The organism is Lichenibacterium ramalinae, assembly GCF_004137085.1.
GTDB classification, from domain to species: Bacteria; Pseudomonadota; Alphaproteobacteria; order Rhizobiales; family Beijerinckiaceae; genus Lichenihabitans; species Lichenihabitans ramalinae.
The window spans coordinates 19,232-35,563 of sequence record NZ_QYBC01000009.1 but is presented as its reverse complement, the minus strand read 5'-3'; the positions used below and the strand labels follow the sequence as shown (position 1 = coordinate 35,563).

At 71.7% G+C, this 16,332-nt stretch carries 13 protein-coding genes; 1 reads left to right on the top strand and 12 read right to left on the bottom strand.

The window, feature by feature from the left end; all coding sequences use genetic code 11:
- Positions 1 to 112: 112 nt before the first annotated feature.
- From D3272_RS11810 to derI, 12 genes are all read right to left on the bottom strand, one after another.
- On the bottom strand, positions 113 to 1,414 hold the full coding sequence (locus D3272_RS11810; RefSeq protein ID WP_129219383.1) for an aspartate aminotransferase family protein: 1,302 nt from the start codon (positions 1,412 to 1,414) through the stop codon (positions 113 to 115).
- A complete protein-coding gene (locus tag D3272_RS11805) occupies positions 1,411 to 2,502 on the bottom strand; it encodes a phosphotransferase (RefSeq protein ID WP_245496528.1) in 1,092 nt (363 codons plus the stop codon). The genes D3272_RS11810 and D3272_RS11805 overlap by 4 nt, the downstream gene beginning before the upstream one ends.
- A gap of 84 nt (positions 2,503 to 2,586) precedes the next feature.
- Positions 2,587 to 4,335, bottom strand: a complete 1,749-nt coding sequence (locus D3272_RS11800) for a glycerol-3-phosphate dehydrogenase/oxidase (protein WP_129219381.1) — start codon at positions 4,333 to 4,335, stop codon at positions 2,587 to 2,589.
- A 101-nt stretch (positions 4,336 to 4,436) separates the two neighbouring features.
- Complete coding sequence (locus D3272_RS11795) at positions 4,437 to 5,924, bottom strand: FGGY-family carbohydrate kinase (protein WP_165361323.1); 1,488 nt, start codon at positions 5,922 to 5,924, stop codon at positions 4,437 to 4,439.
- A 60-nt stretch (positions 5,925 to 5,984) separates the two neighbouring features.
- A complete protein-coding gene (locus tag D3272_RS11790) occupies positions 5,985 to 6,944 on the bottom strand; it encodes a D-ribose ABC transporter substrate-binding protein (RefSeq protein ID WP_129219379.1) in 960 nt (319 codons plus the stop codon).
- Positions 6,945 to 7,003: 59 nt separating this feature from the next.
- Positions 7,004 to 8,077, bottom strand: coding sequence for an ABC transporter permease (locus D3272_RS11785; protein WP_129219550.1), 1,074 nt, complete (start codon positions 8,075 to 8,077; stop codon positions 7,004 to 7,006).
- 47 nt (positions 8,078 to 8,124) lie between these two features.
- Positions 8,125 to 9,657 (bottom strand): sugar ABC transporter ATP-binding protein, encoded by a 1,533-nt coding sequence (locus D3272_RS11780; protein ID WP_129219378.1) that lies wholly within the window; start codon positions 9,655 to 9,657, stop codon positions 8,125 to 8,127.
- Positions 9,657 to 10,310, bottom strand: coding sequence for a DUF2291 family protein (locus D3272_RS11775; RefSeq protein ID WP_129219377.1), 654 nt, complete (start codon positions 10,308 to 10,310; stop codon positions 9,657 to 9,659). The genes D3272_RS11780 and D3272_RS11775 overlap by 1 nt, the downstream gene beginning before the upstream one ends.
- 28 nt (positions 10,311 to 10,338) lie before the next feature.
- The gene (locus tag D3272_RS11770) at positions 10,339 to 11,841 is read right to left on the bottom strand and encodes a glycerol-3-phosphate dehydrogenase (RefSeq protein WP_129219376.1); all 1,503 of its coding nucleotides are present in this window, start codon (positions 11,839 to 11,841) and stop codon (positions 10,339 to 10,341) included.
- Complete coding sequence (locus D3272_RS11765) at positions 11,838 to 13,454, bottom strand: FGGY-family carbohydrate kinase (protein WP_129219375.1); 1,617 nt, start codon at positions 13,452 to 13,454, stop codon at positions 11,838 to 11,840. Before D3272_RS11765 ends, D3272_RS11770 begins: the two co-directional genes overlap by 4 nt.
- 157 nt (positions 13,455 to 13,611) lie before the next feature.
- Entirely contained in the window at positions 13,612 to 14,562 is a 951-nt protein-coding gene (locus tag D3272_RS11760; RefSeq protein WP_165361321.1) for a sugar-binding transcriptional regulator, read from the bottom strand.
- Between the two features lie 241 nt (positions 14,563 to 14,803).
- Positions 14,804 to 15,262: a D-erythrulose-4-phosphate isomerase gene (gene derI, locus D3272_RS11755; RefSeq protein ID WP_129219373.1), complete on the bottom strand. Its 459-nt coding sequence runs from the start codon at positions 15,260 to 15,262 to the stop codon at positions 14,804 to 14,806.
- 137 nt (positions 15,263 to 15,399) lie between these two features.
- Here derI and D3272_RS11750 point away from each other — a divergent pair, with 137 nt between their 5' ends.
- Positions 15,400 to 16,329, top strand: a complete 930-nt coding sequence (locus tag D3272_RS11750; RefSeq protein WP_129219372.1) for a sugar phosphate isomerase/epimerase family protein — start codon at positions 15,400 to 15,402, stop codon at positions 16,327 to 16,329.
- The last annotated feature ends 3 nt before the right edge of the window (positions 16,330 to 16,332 follow it).

The window sequence follows — 16,332 nt, the reverse complement described above, 5'->3', positions numbered from 1 at the left end:
TTCCGACGGGGGACGCCGCCAACCGACAAGCCTTCACGGAAACGTCGTCACGTCGGCCGACGCCGGCTCGAACCTCGCTGCCGTCCCACAGGCTGCGCCGGAACGCCCGCCATCACGTGAGGGCCCCCTGCGCTTCGAGGTCGCCCAGCACCCTTGCGGTCCGGTCGAGGACGATCTCCACCTCGGCGGCGCCGAACGGCAGGGGCGGCCTCACCTTGATGACATTGGCCGCCGGGCCCGAGACTCCGACGAGCACGCCTTGGGTCCGCAGGCCGTTGACGAGGCGCGCCGCGAGGGCCCCGGACGGCCTCCTCGACACCGCGTCCGTCACGATCTCCACGCCCATGTAGAGGCCGGCGGAGCGGACGTGGCCGATCACCGGGAAGCGCTCGGCGAGCCTCGCCATGCCGAGATGGAGCCGCCGGCCCGTGGAGGCCGCATTGTCCATCAGGTTCTCGTCGCGGATCACGTCGAGCACCGCGAGTCCCACCGCGGCCGAGACCGGGTTGCCGCCGAAGGTGTTGAAGTAGCGCGAGCGCGCGCCGAACTCGGCCAGGTGCTCGGGGCGCGCCAGCAGGGCCGCCACGGGGTGGCCGTCGCCCATCGGCTTGCCCAGCGTCACGAGGTCCGGCACCACGCCGTGCCGCTCGAAGCCCCACATGTGCGAACCCGTGCGGGCGAGGCCCGCCTGGACCTCGTCGGCGATGTAGAGCCCGCCGGCGGCCCGCACCGCCGCGATGGCGCCCGCCACGAAGCCCGGGGGATCGACGGCGACGCCGTCGCTGGCGAAGACGGTGTCGAACAGCAGGGCCGCCGGCCGCATCCCGGCCTCGGCGAGGCTGGCGATGGCCGCCTCGACGGCGCGCGTGAAGGCCGCCGCGGCACCCTCCGGGCCGTCGCGGTAGACGTCGGGCACCGGCACGGTGCGGACGTAGTCGCCCGGTTTCACGGCGGTGCCGAGCGAGGGCGACATCTCCGCCACCGTGGCGGTGACGCCGTGATAGGCGTTGGCGGTGACGATGAAGCCCGCGTGGCCCGTGACGCTGCGGGCCACCCGCACGGCGAGGTCGTTGGCCTCGCTGCCCGTGCAGGTGAACATGACGTTGCCGATCTCGGCCGGCACCGTGGCCAGCAGGCGCTCGGCATAGTCGAGCACGGTGTCGTGCAGGTAGCGCGTGTGGGTGTTGAGGATCGCGGCCTGCCGGCTCAGCGCTTCGACGACGCGCGGGTGGCAATGGCCGACCGAGGGCACGTTGTTGTAGCAGTCGAGCACCCGGCGCCCGTCCGCCTCGACGAGCCACACGCCCTCGCCGCGCACGGGATGGAGCGGCGCATCGTAGAGCAGGCGGTAGGCCGGGCCGAGCAGGCGGCGGCGCCGCTCGACCAGTGCCGCGGTCATGTCGTCGGCCGTCATGGCATCCGCCTCCCCGAGGTCCATCGCTTCAGCAGCGCGTCGCGTCCGGCGCCGGGTGCGAGGCCGGCGAAGGCCTCCGCCAGCCGCGCGCCCGTGGCGCCGTTGCGCAGGATGTAGTCCCGGTTCTCCGGGAACAGCTCCGCCCGCCAGCGGTACATCAGCACCCGCACGGCGAGGCGGGCCAGCACGAGGTCGTAGAGCAGGGCCACCTCCGCCTCCGCGAGGGCCCGCACCGCCTCGTAGCCCTCGACCACGTCGGCGATGGCGGCCAGGGGGTCGCGGTCGGCCGCGACGGCGTAGTTCGACGCGATCGCGATTTCGTTGACCCGCGGCGCCAGCACCATGTCGCCGAAATCGATGACGCCGCTGACGCGGTCGCCGTCGACGAGGACGTTGCTGCCGCTCATGTCGTTGTGGATGACCTGCGCCGGCAGGGCGAGGGCCCGCGGCCTCACCTCGGCGACGAAGCGCTCGACCACGCCGGCGAGCCAGCGGCGCTGCGCCGGGTCCGGGATCAGCTCCACCACGCCGGCGAGCCGGCCGAGCTGCATCGGGTCCCACAGCAGCACGCGCCGCGCCGCCGGGTGGTCGTAGCCCGCGAGGGCAGTCCCGACTTCGGCCGCCACCCGGCCGAGGTCGCGCCGCAGCGACGGACTCGCGCCGCTGAGGTCTCGCGCCTCGCCCGGGACGACGCTGATCAGGATGGCGCGGTAGTCGTGCCCGCCGACCGCGACCCCGCAGTCCACCGCGCCCTCGCGCGTCGGGACGAGGCGCGGCACCGCGCAGGCGACGCCCACCCGCTCCATGTGGAGCAGGACGCCGTTCTGGAACTCGCGCGCCGCCGCGTCTTCCGCCGCGTTGTAGACCTTGAACACCCGGCGCGTGCCGTCGGCGAGCGTCACCATGAAGTTCCGGTCGCGCTCCGCGGCGAGGATGCTGGCGCGGCCGACGAGCCCGTAATGGCGCAGCAGTGCCGCCTCGGCGAGCGCCGTGTCGACGCGGGGCGGCGGCGTGGACAGGAGTTCGGCGGCCTCGCCGGGCGAGGGCCCGGCGGCGGCCGGGCCCGCACGGGGCTGCGCGGCGGACATCACGCGGGGGCGGCGGCCCGCAGGCCGTAGAGGGTCACGGTGAGGACCGCCTTCACGCCGGACAGCGTGGGGATCGGTTCCATCTCACGGCACGGGGACGGGGGGCGTCGCGAGGTCTGGAAGCGGGGTTCCGCCGAGAGACACGCCATGGCTCCGCTCCGCTCGCGCTTCGAGCTGGCCGATCTGACGATCGCGTTCCGCATCGCTCCACCCCAACGTTTCGGCGGCGATCCCGGCCACCTCCACCACGACCGCCTGCGTCAGACGGCCCGAGACCGCGACCGGCAGGCGTCGGAACAGCAGGTCCTCGAGATCGACGACCTGCTCGTGTCGGATCACGGCGCTCACCTCCGCCCGGCCGTAGTCCGGGAGGCTGGCGAGCGGCGGGTCCGGTAAAACCCGCGACGTCAGCAGCGCTTCCGCGCCGCTGCCGTAGCGGTCGAGCAGCACGTCCGCCCGCAGCGGATCGATCGCCTGCTGCCGGGCGACGCGCTCGATCCAGGCGGCCCGGTCGGCTGGGGCGGTGGGAAAGTCGCGCCCGCCGCCGATCGGCACCGCCTCGGTCGAAACGCGCCGCGCCTGGCCGAGTTCGGCCAGGACCTCGTCGGTCACCTGTGCCGCGAAGGCGCGGAAGGTGGTCCACTTGCCGCCGACGAGCGACAGCATGGGCACGGCGCTTCCGGGAAGCCGGTCGCGGCCGATCGAATGATCGCGGCTGATCTCGCCGGGGTCGTCGACGTCGGCGGCCGGGAGCGGCCGGATCCCGGCATAGCGGTAGACGATCTTGTCGCGCGAAAGATCGAGGCCGGGGAAGACCTCGCCGACCATGGCCAGCATGTAGTCGGTCTCGGCATCCGTGCAGGCGACCGTGTCGGGCTCGTCCGCCTTGATATCGGTCGAGCCGATCAGCGCGCGGCCGAAGAACGGATAGACCAAGCAGATGCGGCCATCCGCGGAGCCGAAGTAGATCATGTGGCCGTCGAGAGCCCGCACGAGATCGGGGTCGTCCACGACGAGGTGGGAGCCTTTGGTGCCACCCATGTAGCGCTTGTTCAGCCCGACCGAACCCATGACCCGGTCGATCCAGGGGCCGGCGGCATTGACGACGATTCTGGGAACGACGGTGACGGGCCGGCCGGTCAGCCGGTCGGTCAAGGTCACGCGGCCGTCCGCCGCCCCCGTCACCGCCACGTGGTTCAGCGACCGTGCCCCCGGATGGGCGGCTTCGCCATCGGCGATGAGTTCGTAGCACAGGCGCTCGGCCTGGGTGACGCGGGCATCGTGGTAGGTCGCGGTCGCGAGGGTCGGCGCCATGGCGGGAAAGCGCCGCCGGGTGGCGCCGCGGAGCGAGATCCGATGGCGCGGCATGCTGCGACGATGGCGGCCCAGCCAATCGTAGAGCGCCATCCCGACTTCCACGATCAGCAAGCCGCGATCGGCCAGCTTGGCCTTCCGGCCGAAGAAGCGCGCCACCGAAGGGCCGATGCCGCCGAAGACCGAATGGATCGGCACGACGGTCGGCAGGGGCTTCACCAGGTGCGGAGCGTTGCCCAGCAGGAGGTTGCGCTCGCGCGCCGATTCCGCGACGAGGCGAAACTCGCCGGTCTCGAGATATTTGAGCCCGCCGTGGATCAGACGGGACGGCGCCGCGCTGGTGCCGGAGCACCAGTCGCCTTTGTCGACGATGAGGCAGTCCACGCCCTGCAGCGCCAGATCGCGGAACGTGCCGGCGCCGTTGATGCCGCCGCCGACGATGAGAACCGGCACGTTCGGGTCGGCCTCGAAACGTTGCAGGGCGCCGGCGCGGCGGGCCTGCGAGGTCTGGGTCGTCATGGCGTCGGCCTCGACAGTGAAACGGTGCGAAAGGCGGAGAGGTCAGAGCCCGCCGCCCTGGCGGGATCCGGGCCGGCGTCGCGGCGAAGCATGCGGGTCGTTCAGCCGTCCGACCAATGGGGCCGCAAGGCGTCGGCCAGCGCCAGGTAGCGCTCGAAGCGCCGCGTCAGCGCCGCGTGCCGCTCGGCATCGGGCAGGTACCGGGCCGTCACCCGGCAGGCCCGACGGACGGCATCGTCGAGCGAGCCGTGGAGCCCGACGCCGACCGCCGCCACCAGGGCGGCGCCGAGCGCCCCCACCTCGGTGGCCTCGGGAACTTCGACCGGCAGGCCGAGCGCGTCGGCGAAGAGCCGTGCCGGTCGCTCGCGCGACGTGCCGCCGCCCGTGATGCGGGCGCGGTCGGCGGGAAAGGCCGAGCGCAGGGCGTCGCAGTGATGGCGGTGGTTGAAGACCACGCCCTCCACCACGGCCCGCAGCATGTCGGCGCGGCCATGCCAGGAGCGCAGGCCGAGGAAGGCCGCGCTGGCCGGCACGTCATAGGGCGAGCCGTAGAGGAAGGGATGGAACAGCGGCGCACCATCGGCCGCCGGCGCGGCGAGGTCGGCCTCGACGGCGTCCCACAGCGACGGCCCGCCCCGCGCCGCGAGCGCCGCCTCGGCGCCGTAGCTTTGCCGCAGGAACCAGTCGACCGTGTTGGACGACGCGGGCGAGATCGACATGTTCATCCACTGCCCCGGCCGCAGCCCGGCCCGCGCGGTCCAGCGCGGATCCGGGGCGAGGTGGTCGGACAGGGTCTCGTTGATGCTGAACGTCCCGGCCGTGATCGCCAGGGCGCCGGCGTCGAGGATGCCGAGCCCGACCGCGCTCGCCGTGACGTCGTGCATGCCGCCCGCCACCGGCGTGCCTTCGCGGAGGCCCGTCGCGGCCGCGGCCGCCGCCGAGACCGTTCCGATCACGCCGCTACTCGGCCGGATGGGGGGCAGCGCCGGGCGCAGCGCGTCGAGGCCCATCGATGCCAGCAGGTCGTCGGAATAGGTCTGGCTGCGGGCCTCCGTGAAGGCCGTGCTGGCATCGGTCGGGTCCGCCGCGAGAACACCGGTGAGCCGGAAGCGCAGCCAGTCCTTGCAGAACAGCACATGGCCGATGGCGGCGAAGCGCTCGGGTTCGTGCTGCGCCATCCAGGCGAGCAGGGCCGAGGCCGCGTAGGGATAGGGGCGCTGCGCCGTGATGGCGGCGACGCGGTCGAGCAGGCCGGAGGCGGCCCAGCCGGCCGTGACGGCATGGGCGCGGCTGTCGACCGACTGGATGCCGGGACCGAGTGGACGGCCGCCGCGGTCGAGGAGGTAGAGACCGTCGCCGTGGCCGGTGACGCCGATCGCCTCGACCCTGCTGCCGGCCGGCGCGGCCGCCAGCGCGTCGCGGATCGCCTCCGCGGCGAGGTCCCAGAGACGGTCCATGTCGTGTTCGACGCGGTTCGGCCCGGGCTGGCGGGGCTCGGTCCGGCGGGCGCCGGTCGCGAGCGTGCGGCCGTCGGCGTCGAACAGCACGGCCTTGACGGCCGTCGAGCCGCAATCGAGTCCCAGCAGCATCGTGTCACCCACCTCGACGTCGCAGCCGGCCGCATGTCGCGGCCGACCCCGACCTTGGCCTTACTTCGTCAGCGTGAAGGGCGCCGTCATCTTGTCGGCGTTGGCCTTGGTGATGAGCACGCAATCGAACAGCTGCTTCTCCTGCGCGGCGCCCGTCTTCCCCGTCTTGATGAAGCTGTCGGCCTCGTCCACCGCCTTGGCGGCGAAGCTGGCCACCGGCTGAAGCACGGTATACTGTAGGTCGCCGGCCTTGATGGCCGACACGGCGTCCGGCGAACCGTCGAAGCCGCCGACCTTCACGGAGGACAGCTTGCCCGCCTCCCTCAGCGCCGCGATGGCGCCGAGCGCCATCTCGTCGTTGCCGGAGATCACCCCGATGATGCCGGGATGGGCCTGCAGCAGGTTCTGCATCTTGTCGTGGCCCTGGGTGCGGTCCCAGTTGCCGACCTGCTGGCCGACCCGCTTCAGGTTGTCGTACTGGCTGAGCACGGTGTCGTAGCCGTTGGAGCGGGTGGCGGCATTGTTGTCCGACGGGGCGCCGAGCAGCTCCACGTAGTCGCCCTTCTGGCCGACATCCTTCACCCACTGCTGCGCGCCCAATGCGGCTCCCTGCGCGTTGTTGGACACGAGCTGCGCCTTGGCGAGGCCTTCCTGGTTGATCTCGGCGTTGACGAGGATCACCGGTATCCCGGCCGCGATGGCCTTCTTGACGGCGCCGACGGAACCCGACGCGTTGGCGGGATCGAGGATGATGGCCACCGACTTGTTGGTGATGGCCGTGTCGATCAGGTTGCTTTCGGTGTTGGTGTCGCCCTTCGAGGCGCCGACGTTGGCCTCGTAGCCGAGCTTCTTGGCCTCGGCGGCGGCGACGTTGCCCTCGGTCAGCCAGTAGGGGTTCGAGGGGTCGTTGACGATGATGGTCATCAGGCCACCGGCGGCCTGAGCCGCCGTGGCGGTCAGCGCGGGCGCGGCCAGCGCCGCGAGGGCCGTGACGGCCAGAAGCTTCGCCTTGATAGACATGGGTGTCTCCCTGGGTTTCTTGGTATCCGACCGCCGGCCGTGCTTCGGCCGGCGGAAGCTCACGCCGCGGGACGCGGGGATGGGGTTGGGCCGGCCGCCGTGGCGGGGCGCTTGGCGCGGCCTCGGTACTGGACGGCGTTGAGCAGCACGGCAAGCACGATCACGGCGCCGGTGAACACCGTCTGCCAGTAGGACGAGATCCCGATGATGACGAGGCCGTCGGACAGGAAGCCGATCACGAAGGCGCCGAGCAGCGTGCCGCGGACCGTGCCGCGCCCGCCCGTCAGCGCGGCGCCGCCGATCACCACGGCCGCGATCGCGGTCAGCTCGTAGGTCGTGCCGGCGGTCGGGCCCGCCGAGGTGAGCTGCGAGGACAGGATCAGCCCCGCCACCGCGGCGCAGACGCCCGACATCATGTAGACGGAAACCTGCACCGCCTTCACGGGCACGCCCGACAGCTCGGCGGCGCGCTCGTTGCCGCCCGACGCGTAGAGCCAGCGGCCGAAGGGCGTGCGGGTCAGCACCACGCTGCCGATCACGGCGATCACCACCATGACGACGATGCCGATCGGCACGCCAGCGATGCGGTTGAAGCCGAGCCAATCGAAGCCGGTGTTGCCGAGCGCGGGCTGGCCGCCGAGGTTGTTGTAGGTCAGGCCGTTGGTCATCAGCAGCGCCACACCGCGGACCATGTACATGACGCCGAGCGTCGCCACGAAGGCCGGAACCTTGAAGCGCGCCACCAGGACGCCGTTGACGAGGCCGATGGCGGCGCCGAGCCCGCAGCACAGCACCGCCACCGCCCAGACCGGCGGGTAGGCCACGACCCCGAGCGGCCCGAAGGGCACGCCCTGCATCAGGGCACCGGCGATCACGCCCGACAGGCCCAGCGTCGAGCCGACCGACAGGTCGATCCCGCCGTTGAGGATGACGAGCAGCATGCCGATGGCCAGGATGCCGAACAGCGCCACATGCGACGACATGGTCAGGAAGTTCGACACCGACAGGTAGTAGGGCGACAGCGCCGAGAACACCGCCACGATGGCGACCAGGGCGAAATAGGCGCGGCCTTCGAGCAGCACCCGGCCGATGTCGAAGCCGGAACCGACCGCGCCGGCACGGGAGCGGTCCAGGGATGGGCTGGCTTGGGTCACGGTCGCGTCCTCCCTCGATCTCGTCTTCACGCCGCCACGGCTTCGCCGGAGGCCGCCATGATCTGTTCCTTGGTGACGTCGTGCCCGAACTCGGCCGAGATGCGGCCGCGGCTCATCACCACGACCCGGTGCGCGATCGACAGGCACTCGGAGACTTCCGAGGTCGAGAACACCACGGCGAGCCCGGCACGGGCCCGCTCGGCCAGGATGCGGAACACCTCCGCCTTGGCGCCGATGTCGATGCCGCGCGAGGGCTCGTCCAGCATGATGACGCGGGGGTGGGTGCCGAGCATCTTGCCGATGACGACCTTCTGCTGGTTGCCGCCCGACAGCGAGCCGATGGCCGCGGCAGGGCCGGACGTCTTCACCGTGACGGCGCGGATCGAATCGTCCACCACCCTGCGCTCGGCCGGGCGCGACAGCAGCAGGCCCTTGACGAAGGCGGCGATCGACGCGAGCGACAGGTTCTCGCCCACCGACATGGTCTGCACGAGGCCGTCGCGCTGCCGATCCTCCGGCACGAGGGCGAGGCCGCCCGCGATGCGCTCGGCGATGCCGAGGCGCGAAATCTCGCGCCCTTCGAGCCACACCTCGCCCGACACCTTCGAACCCTTGCCGAAGACGCATTCGAGCAGTTCGGTGCGCCCGGCGCCCATCAGCCCGTAGATGCAGACGATCTCGCCGGCGCGCACGTCGAGCGACACGTTGTCGACCGCCATGGCGCCGTGCCCCGCCTTGTCGGCGACGCTGACGCCCCGCACCGACAGCGCGACCGCGCCGAAAGGATAGCCGGTCGGCGGCGCGCCGAGGTCGTAGCCCTCGCCCACCATGTTGCGGACGATCCAGTCGAGGTCGATGTCGGCCCGGTCGGCCTTGGCCGTCATGGCACCGTCGCGGAGCACCACCGCATAGTCGGTGATCTCCAGCGCCTCCTCGAGGTGGTGGGAGATGTAGACGATGGCGACGCCGCGGGCCGTGAGGTCGCGGATGACCTTGAACAGCACCTCGACTTCCGACGCGCTCAGGGCGGACGTGGGTTCGTCCATGATCAGGATGCGGGAATCGACCGACAGCGCGCGGGCGATCTCGATGATCTGCTGCTGGCCGAGGCGGAGCTCCTCGACCGGCGTCATCGGATCGATGTGCTCCTCGAGCTCCGCCATCAGGGCGGCGGCCTGGCGCGCCTCCTCGGCGAAGTCGATGCCGGCGGGACCGCCGATCTCGCGGCCCATGAAGATGTTGTCGCGCACGCTCAGGTTCGGCGCGAGGCTGAGCTCCTGGTGGATGATGGAGATGCCGCGGTCCCGCGCGTCGGACGACGAGGAGAAGACGACAGGCTCGCCGCGCAGCTCGATCGCGCCCGAGGTCGGCCTGATGACGCCCGACAATATCTTCATCAGCGTCGACTTGCCGGCGCCGTTCTCGCCGAACAGCGTCGTCACGCGGCCGGCGCGGATGTCGAAGTTGACGCCCTTCAGCGCGTCGATGTTGCCATAGGACTTGGCGACGTTGCGCGCCGTCAGCACGACATCGCCGGCAATTGGGGCGGCGGAACCCATCACTTCACCTCCAGCGACACGGGGGTGACGAGCCACCGCGCCGGATCGGTGAGCTGGAACACGCCGACCACCGACACGGTCTTGCCCTTGAGGTCGGTGGTGTCGAGCTTCGACAGCACCTGCTTCTTCATCTCCTTGTTCAGCGCCGAGCCGGCGTTCTGATAGTCGATCTGGTTGGTGAACTGGCCGAACTGGATCGTGCCGGTCGCGTCGCGCAGGTCGGTCCCCATGATGGCGGGGCCGGTCTGCAGCGCCACCTTCGGGGTGTCGGGCATGCCGTCGACGCGCACGTCGTAGTTGCCGAAATCGCCGTCCCCGAGCACGCCCGTGAAGGAGACGGGATATTCGACGCCGACGCCCGACTCGACGCCGTACTGCTTGGCGGCCGCGGCCGGGTCCTTGGCGATGGCGGCCGCCAGCGCGGAGGCCGGCACGGCGCGGCCCTGGATCGCCTTCTGGACGGCCGGGAAGGTCTTCTGGCCGTAGGCCAGGGGCGAGAAGGTGCCGGGAGGGACGTCACCGGCACCGCCGCTCCTCACCCAGGTGGTGTCGAGCGCCATGGCGGCGACGAGCGCCACGGCCAGGGCGGCGGCCACGGCCGAGCGGATCTGGGCCTTGTTGCGCCGCGGGGCGGCGGAAGGAACGGTGCTCATCGGGAAGACCTCCGGTTCCGCGGCGGCGTCACGCCGCCTCCATGGTGCGCTCGAAGGCGAGCCGCTCGTCGACGCTCATGTGCAGCCCGTGCTTGGTGCGGCGGGTGAGCACGTCGGCTGGGGTCAGCGCCCATTCGGTGTCGCGCAGGAAGTCCACCTCGCGCCCGTAGAGCAGCGCGCCGTGGTGGCGGCCGAGCGCGTCCAGGCCCTGGGCATCGCCGAGCAGGGCCCGCGCCCGCGTGCCGTAGAGGTGGGCGTAATGCTCGGCGAGGTCGGCCGGCAACCAGGGATACTCGGCCCGCAGCGCCGACAGGAAGGCCGGGAAGTCGGCGCCCGGCAGGTCCCCGCCGGGCAGCGTCGCATCGGCGGTCCACGCCTTGCCCATGCGCGGAAAGGTCTTGGTCAGCCGGTCGAGCGCGTGCTCGGCGAGCTTGCGGAAGGTCGTGATCTTGCCGCCGAAGACGCTGAGCAGCGGCGGCTGCCCCTCGGGGTCGTCGACCTCGAAGACGTAGTCGCGCGTCACCGCGGAAGCGTTGGCCTCGGCATTGTTGTCGTAGAGGGGCCGGACGCCCGAGAAGGACGAGACGATGTCGTCCTGGCTCAGCGGCTTCGCCGCGTAGCGGTTGACGACGCGGAGCAGGTAGTCGATCTCCGCCTGCTCGATCGACACGTCGGCAGGGTTGCCCTCGTAGGGGATGTCCGTCGTGCCGATGAGGCACAGGTTGCCCTCGTAGGGATTGACGAAGATCACCCGCTTGTCGTCGTTCTGGAACAGGTAGGCCTGCGGCCCCTCCCAGAACTTCGGCACCACGATGTGGGAACCCTTCACCAGCCGCACCTTGTAGGAGGTGTTGCGGCCCGCGACGCGGCCGACCACGTCCTCGACCCAGGGCCCGGCCGAGTTGACGAGCGCCCGCGCCTTCACGGTGCTGGCCGCGCCGTCGGCACCCTTCAAGGAGACGAGCCACAGCCCGTCCTCGCCGCGGCGGGCCGAGGTGGCGGCCGTGCGGGTGAGGATCGTGGCGCCGCGCTGCTTGGCATCGAGCGCGTTCAGCACCACGAGGCGCGCGTCGTCGACCCAGCAATCCGAATATTCGAACGCGGTCGTGTAGTCCTTCTTGATGGCGCGGCCTTCCGGCGCCTTCCGCAAGTCGAGCTTGCGTGAGCCGGGCAGCATCTTGCGGCCACCCAGATTGTCGTAGAGGAACAGGCCGGTGCGGACCATCCAGGCCGGGCGCTGCTCCGGCGAATGCGGCAGCACGAAGCGCATCGGCCAGATGATGTGCGGGGCCGCGCGCAGCAGCACCTCGCGCTCGATCAAGGCCTCGCGCACGAGGCGGAACTCGTAATATTCGAGGTAGCGCAGGCCGCCGTGGACGAGCTTGCCGGAGCGCGACGACGTCCCCTCGGCGAGGTCGCCCTTCTCGCAGAGCAGCACCTTGAGGCCCCGCCCGGCCGCGTCGCGGGCGATGCCGGCGCCGTTGACGCCCCCGCCGATGATCGCCAAGTCGACGATTCCGTGATCCGTCATGGCGCGTTCTCTTTCTCGCTCTGGTCGCCTCGCGGCATGCGCCAGCCCGCGGCCTCGCGGTCGTCGGCGTCGCGCGCCTCCCTCATCGCCCGCCACACGGGGGCCGAGGCTCGGCGCGCCGCCGTGTAGGCCGGGAACAGCCGGTTGTAGCGGCCGGCCAGGGCGGGGTCGGGGTCCTGGGCCTCGTCGAGGGTCGGCGTGACCCAGCGGTCGATGCAGGTGTCCATGTCGGGGGCGAGGCCGGTGGCGACGGCCGCCACCATGGCGGCGCCGGCCGCGCCCGCCTCCTCGCGCTTCGAGGTGCGGATCCGGGTGCCCAGCGCCGCGCCGAGGATGACGCGCAAGGCCTTCGAGCGCGCCGCCCCGCCGGTGATGCGCACCTCGGGCGGGATCGGGCCCATGGCGGCGTAGCAGTCGCGCGCCGCGAAGCCGAGCCCCTCGTAGACGGCCCGCATCAGGTCGTTGAAGCTGTGGCGGGCCGACAGGCCGTGGAACTGTGCCCGCGCGGCGGCGTCCACGAAGGGCCCGCGCTCACCCGCCTCGGAGATGTAGGGGTGATAGAGGATCGTCCCCGCCTCGGCCTTCAGCACGTGGTCGTCGAGGTCGAGGAAGATGTCGGTGCGGGACTTCTCCACCCCGTGCTGCTTCAGCACCCCACGGGCGAGGTCGACCAGCCAGTCGATGTTGAGCGTCGACGCCATGTTGCTCTGCAGCTGGGCGAAGGTGCCCGGCACCGGGAAGGCCAGCGTGTAGCCGGTGCTGTCGGGATTGAGCCGCACGGCCTCGGCCGAGCGGGCGAGGCGCATGTGCATGCCGGTCGAGCCCACGATGGTGCAGCCCGTGTCGCGCTCCCGGTCGTAGAGGCCGGCGCCGAGCGCCGTCGCCACGATGTCGATGGGTCCGAGGCACACCGGCAGGCCCTCGCCGAAGCCGATGGCGCGGGCGGCCGCGCGGCCGAGCGATCCCGTGCGCGACGCACCGTCGATGATGGGCGGCAACAGGTCCCCGCGGAGCCCAAGGCCGTCGATCGTCGCCGCCGCATAGTCCATCGTGCGGAAGTCGCCGAAGGAGTGCACGCCCTCCGACGCGTCGGCGGCGCGGTCCCCCGTCAGCTTGAAGTAGAGCCAATCCTTGAGGTGGAAGGCCGTCGCGGCGCGGGCCATCACGTCGGGCCGGTGCCGCTCCAGCCACAGGAGCTGCGGCCCCATCTGGCAGGCGGCGAGCCCCGAACCCGTGCTCTCGAAGTGGCGGCGGCCCTGGGGCGACGCGCGCAGCTCCGCCGTGAGGGCGGCGGCGCGGGCGTCCAGCCAGATCAGGGCCGGGCCGGCCGGCTCGCCGTCGGCGTCGACCAGCCAGGTGCCGTCGCCCTGCGCCGTCACGGCGATGGCGGCGACGCGCTCGGCGAGGCCGGGCACGACCTCGGCCAGGCCGCGCAGCGTCGCGGCGGCGTCGGTCCAGGTGTCGGACATGTCCTGCTCGGCGCCGACGCCCTCGACGGTGCGGTATCGGTTCGGCCGTGCGCAGACCCCGACCTGCTCGCCCGCGGCCGTGAAGGCCACCGACTTGATGACGGAGGTGCCCGCGTCGACGCCGACCAGGAGGTCGCGCGCCATCAGCGGATGTCCCGGTGCGGGCGAGCGGCGCTGCGGTCGTGGTGCGCGTGGTCCATGCCGATCTCCCTCCCTGTTGCGGCGCGCGGCGTTCTGCCTTCGGCGCCCTCGTGCGGTTCCAGTCTCGGGGCCGGTCGCGACGGACCCGCCCGGCGCATCATCAGTTCTGTTTCGGTCCCAGCAGCGTGCCGGCGGTGCGCTCATCGGTGAGCAACCCGTGCAGCAGCCCGCTCGACAACACGGCGCGGATCGCATCCGGCTTGGCCGTGCCGCCCGCCACGGCGACGAGCTTGCCGGTCTTCAGGTCGCCGTGGTCGAGCGCCGCGATGCGGGCGGAGAGTTCGGTCTCGACCCGGCGCCCTCCGGCGTCGAAGAAATGGCCGAGGATCTCGCCGCACCCACCCGCTCGGGCGACCTCGTCGAACTCGGCCGGCTCGATCATGCCGGAGGTGGCGAGCGAGGCGGCGTGTCCGTCCACGATGCCGATGCCGGTGAAGCGCAGCGTGGCGCCGCGGGCCAGGGCGAAAACCTCCGCGACCCCGCGTTGCGCCATCAGCACGGCGCGGTCCTCGGCCGAGTTCATGGCGAAGGGGACCGGCATGACATAGGCTTCGGCGCCGGTCCGCTCGGCGATGCGGTTGATGACGTCGAACGGGTTGGCGGCGAAGCGGCGCGAGAACCCGCCGAGCAGCGACACGAACCGTGTGCGGCCCACGTCGACGCGCGGCAGACGCTCGACGCAGGCCGCCAGGGTCCGGCCATTGCCGAGGCCGATGATGGGGTCCGCCCCCTTCTCGCAAGCGAGGCGGAGGTAACGCGCGCCGAGGACGCCGAGCGAGCGCAGCGGCAAGGCATCGTCGTCGACGTTGGGCGCCACCTCGCAGAAAGCCAGGCCATAGGCGCGGCAGAGCTGCTGCTCGAGCTGGACGCAACGGGCGATCTCGCCGTCGACGAAGACCCGGACCATGCCCTCGCGGCCCGCGCGGGCGATGAGGCGATGGGCTTTGACGTTGGGGATGTTGAGCCGGGTCGCGACTTCGCTCTGCGTCAACCGGCCGACGTGGTGGAGCCAGGCGGCGCGGGCCGCGAGGCTGCTGTCGTCCTCGGTCAAGGGAGTCGCGTCCGGCGCCCGGGTCACTGCGTCCTGCCCTGAAAAATCCTTCTCATCGTGTAAAAACTTTCATGGCGCCGACCGTCCGTCAAGCCATAATCCGGGTCCGGGTCGGACCGACGGCGTCGCCCGGCGGTCGCGCCCGACCCGGACGGCGGGTCTGGCGCGGCGTCGCCGCGGGTGGGCCGCGCCGAGGGAAGCGGCGTTTCCCTCGGCGGCCTCACCCGTTCGGGTCGGCCTGTCAGGCCTTGGAATATTTCCCGTCGAGCTTGTCGATCGCGCCGACGTTGCCGGCCGAGCTGCCGGCCGGATCGAACTCCGATGCCATCCACGTGTCCACCACGGCCTTCGCCAGTTCCGGTCCGACGACGCGCGCGCCGAGGGTGATGATCTGGGCGGCGTTGCTTTTGGCGGCCCGCTCCGCCGAATAGGTGTCGTGCGTCAGCGCGGCGCGGATGCCCGGCACCTTGTTGGCCGAGATGCAGACGCCGATGCCGGTGCCGCAGAAGAGGATGCCGCGGTCGAACTCGCCCCGCGTGATGGCCAGGCCCACGCGCTCCGACGTGTCGGCGTAGAACTCCGGCGTCGATCCGGAGGGCGGCGACAGGTCCGTGACGTCGACGCCCTTGGCGGCGAGATGCTTGGCGATGACGTCGAGCAGCGGTTTGCCGGCGCCGTCCGCGCCGATGACGAGCTTCATGATGTCCTCCCGATGGTCCGCCCGGCCAAGCCGAGCACCTGTGATAAATTTCAGCAGTTGCAATCTTTTTTCAAGCCTGCTTCCTTCCGGCCGACAACGGCGGCGCGCCGGCGAGACGGCCTGCAGGGAGGGACGGGATGGGTTTCACGCTGTCGCTGAGCACCAATCCCTTCGTGAACCGCTTCGCCGAGCCGGAGGAGCTGGCGGCCGTGCTGGCCGGCGACATCGGCATCGGCCGTCTGCAGTTGACGCACGAGTTCATCGACCCCGCATGGCCGGCCGCGCTGGTGCGGCGCACGACGGCCCGCATGGCGAAGAGCTGCGCGGCCGAGGGGCTCGCCGTGACGTCGATGATGACCGGCCCCTACGGCCGCCTCAACCATTTCGGCCATCCCGACCCCGAGGCGCGGGCCCATTCGGTGTCCTGGTTCAAGGGGCTGGCCGACATCGCCGCCGATCTCGGCTGCCCGGCCATCGGCACGCAATTCGCCATCCTGACGCTTCGCGACTACGACGACCCCGCCCGGCGTTCGGCCCTGCTGGCGGAAGCGCTCGGTTGCTGGCGGGCCGTGGCGGAGCATGCGGCGAAGCGCGGCCTCACGTGGCTGTTCTGGGAGCCCATGTCGGTCGGGCGCGAACTCGGCCACACGCAGGCGGCGACGCGCGACCTCCAGTCCGACATCGACGCCGGCGCGCTTCCGATCCCGCTGCTGCCGATGGTCGACATCGACCACGGCGACGTCTCGTCTCCCGACCCGGTCGACACCGACCCCTACGCCTGGGCCCGCAACTTTGCGGCACGGTCGCCGATCATCCACATCAAGCAATCGACGATGAACAAGGGCGGCCACTGGCCGTTCACGGCCGAGCGCAACCGCGACGGCCGCATCCAGCCCGGGCCGCTGCTCGCCGCCGTAGGCGAGGGCGGCGGCAGGGACAACGAGCTCTGCCTCGAGCTCGCCTGGCGTGAGCGCGAGCCGAGCGACCGGGCGGTGGTGCGCGAGATGCGGGAATCGGTGGCCTTCTGGGCCGCCCACGTCGCGGCGCGCCCGGCGCGCGCAGCCTGAAGG

Excerpts from the sequence above, each read along its gene's own strand:
- D3272_RS11750 (WP_129219372.1), top strand. The coding sequence starts at position 15,400 with ATGGGTTTCACGCTGTCGCTGAGCACCAATCCCTTCGTGAACCGCTTC.
- D3272_RS11805 (WP_245496528.1), bottom strand. The coding sequence starts at position 2,502 with ATGTCCGCCGCGCAGCCCCGTGCGGGCCCGGCCGCCGCCGGGCCCTCG.
- D3272_RS11775 (WP_129219377.1), bottom strand. The coding sequence starts at position 10,310 with ATGAGCACCGTTCCTTCCGCCGCCCCGCGGCGCAACAAGGCCCAGATC.
- D3272_RS11765 (WP_129219375.1), bottom strand. The coding sequence starts at position 13,454 with ATGGCGCGCGACCTCCTGGTCGGCGTCGACGCGGGCACCTCCGTCATC.
- D3272_RS11810 (WP_129219383.1), bottom strand. The coding sequence starts at position 1,414 with ATGACGGCCGACGACATGACCGCGGCACTGGTCGAGCGGCGCCGCCGC.
- D3272_RS11795 (WP_165361323.1), bottom strand. The coding sequence starts at position 5,924 with ATGCTGCTGGGACTCGATTGCGGCTCGACGGCCGTCAAGGCCGTGCTG.
- D3272_RS11780 (WP_129219378.1), bottom strand. The coding sequence starts at position 9,657 with ATGGGTTCCGCCGCCCCAATTGCCGGCGATGTCGTGCTGACGGCGCGC.
- D3272_RS11770 (WP_129219376.1), bottom strand. The coding sequence starts at position 11,841 with ATGACGGATCACGGAATCGTCGACTTGGCGATCATCGGCGGGGGCGTC.
- D3272_RS11790 (WP_129219379.1), bottom strand. The coding sequence starts at position 6,944 with ATGTCTATCAAGGCGAAGCTTCTGGCCGTCACGGCCCTCGCGGCGCTG.
- derI (WP_129219373.1), bottom strand. The coding sequence starts at position 15,262 with ATGAAGCTCGTCATCGGCGCGGACGGCGCCGGCAAACCGCTGCTCGAC.
- D3272_RS11800 (WP_129219381.1), bottom strand. The coding sequence starts at position 4,335 with ATGACGACCCAGACCTCGCAGGCCCGCCGCGCCGGCGCCCTGCAACGT.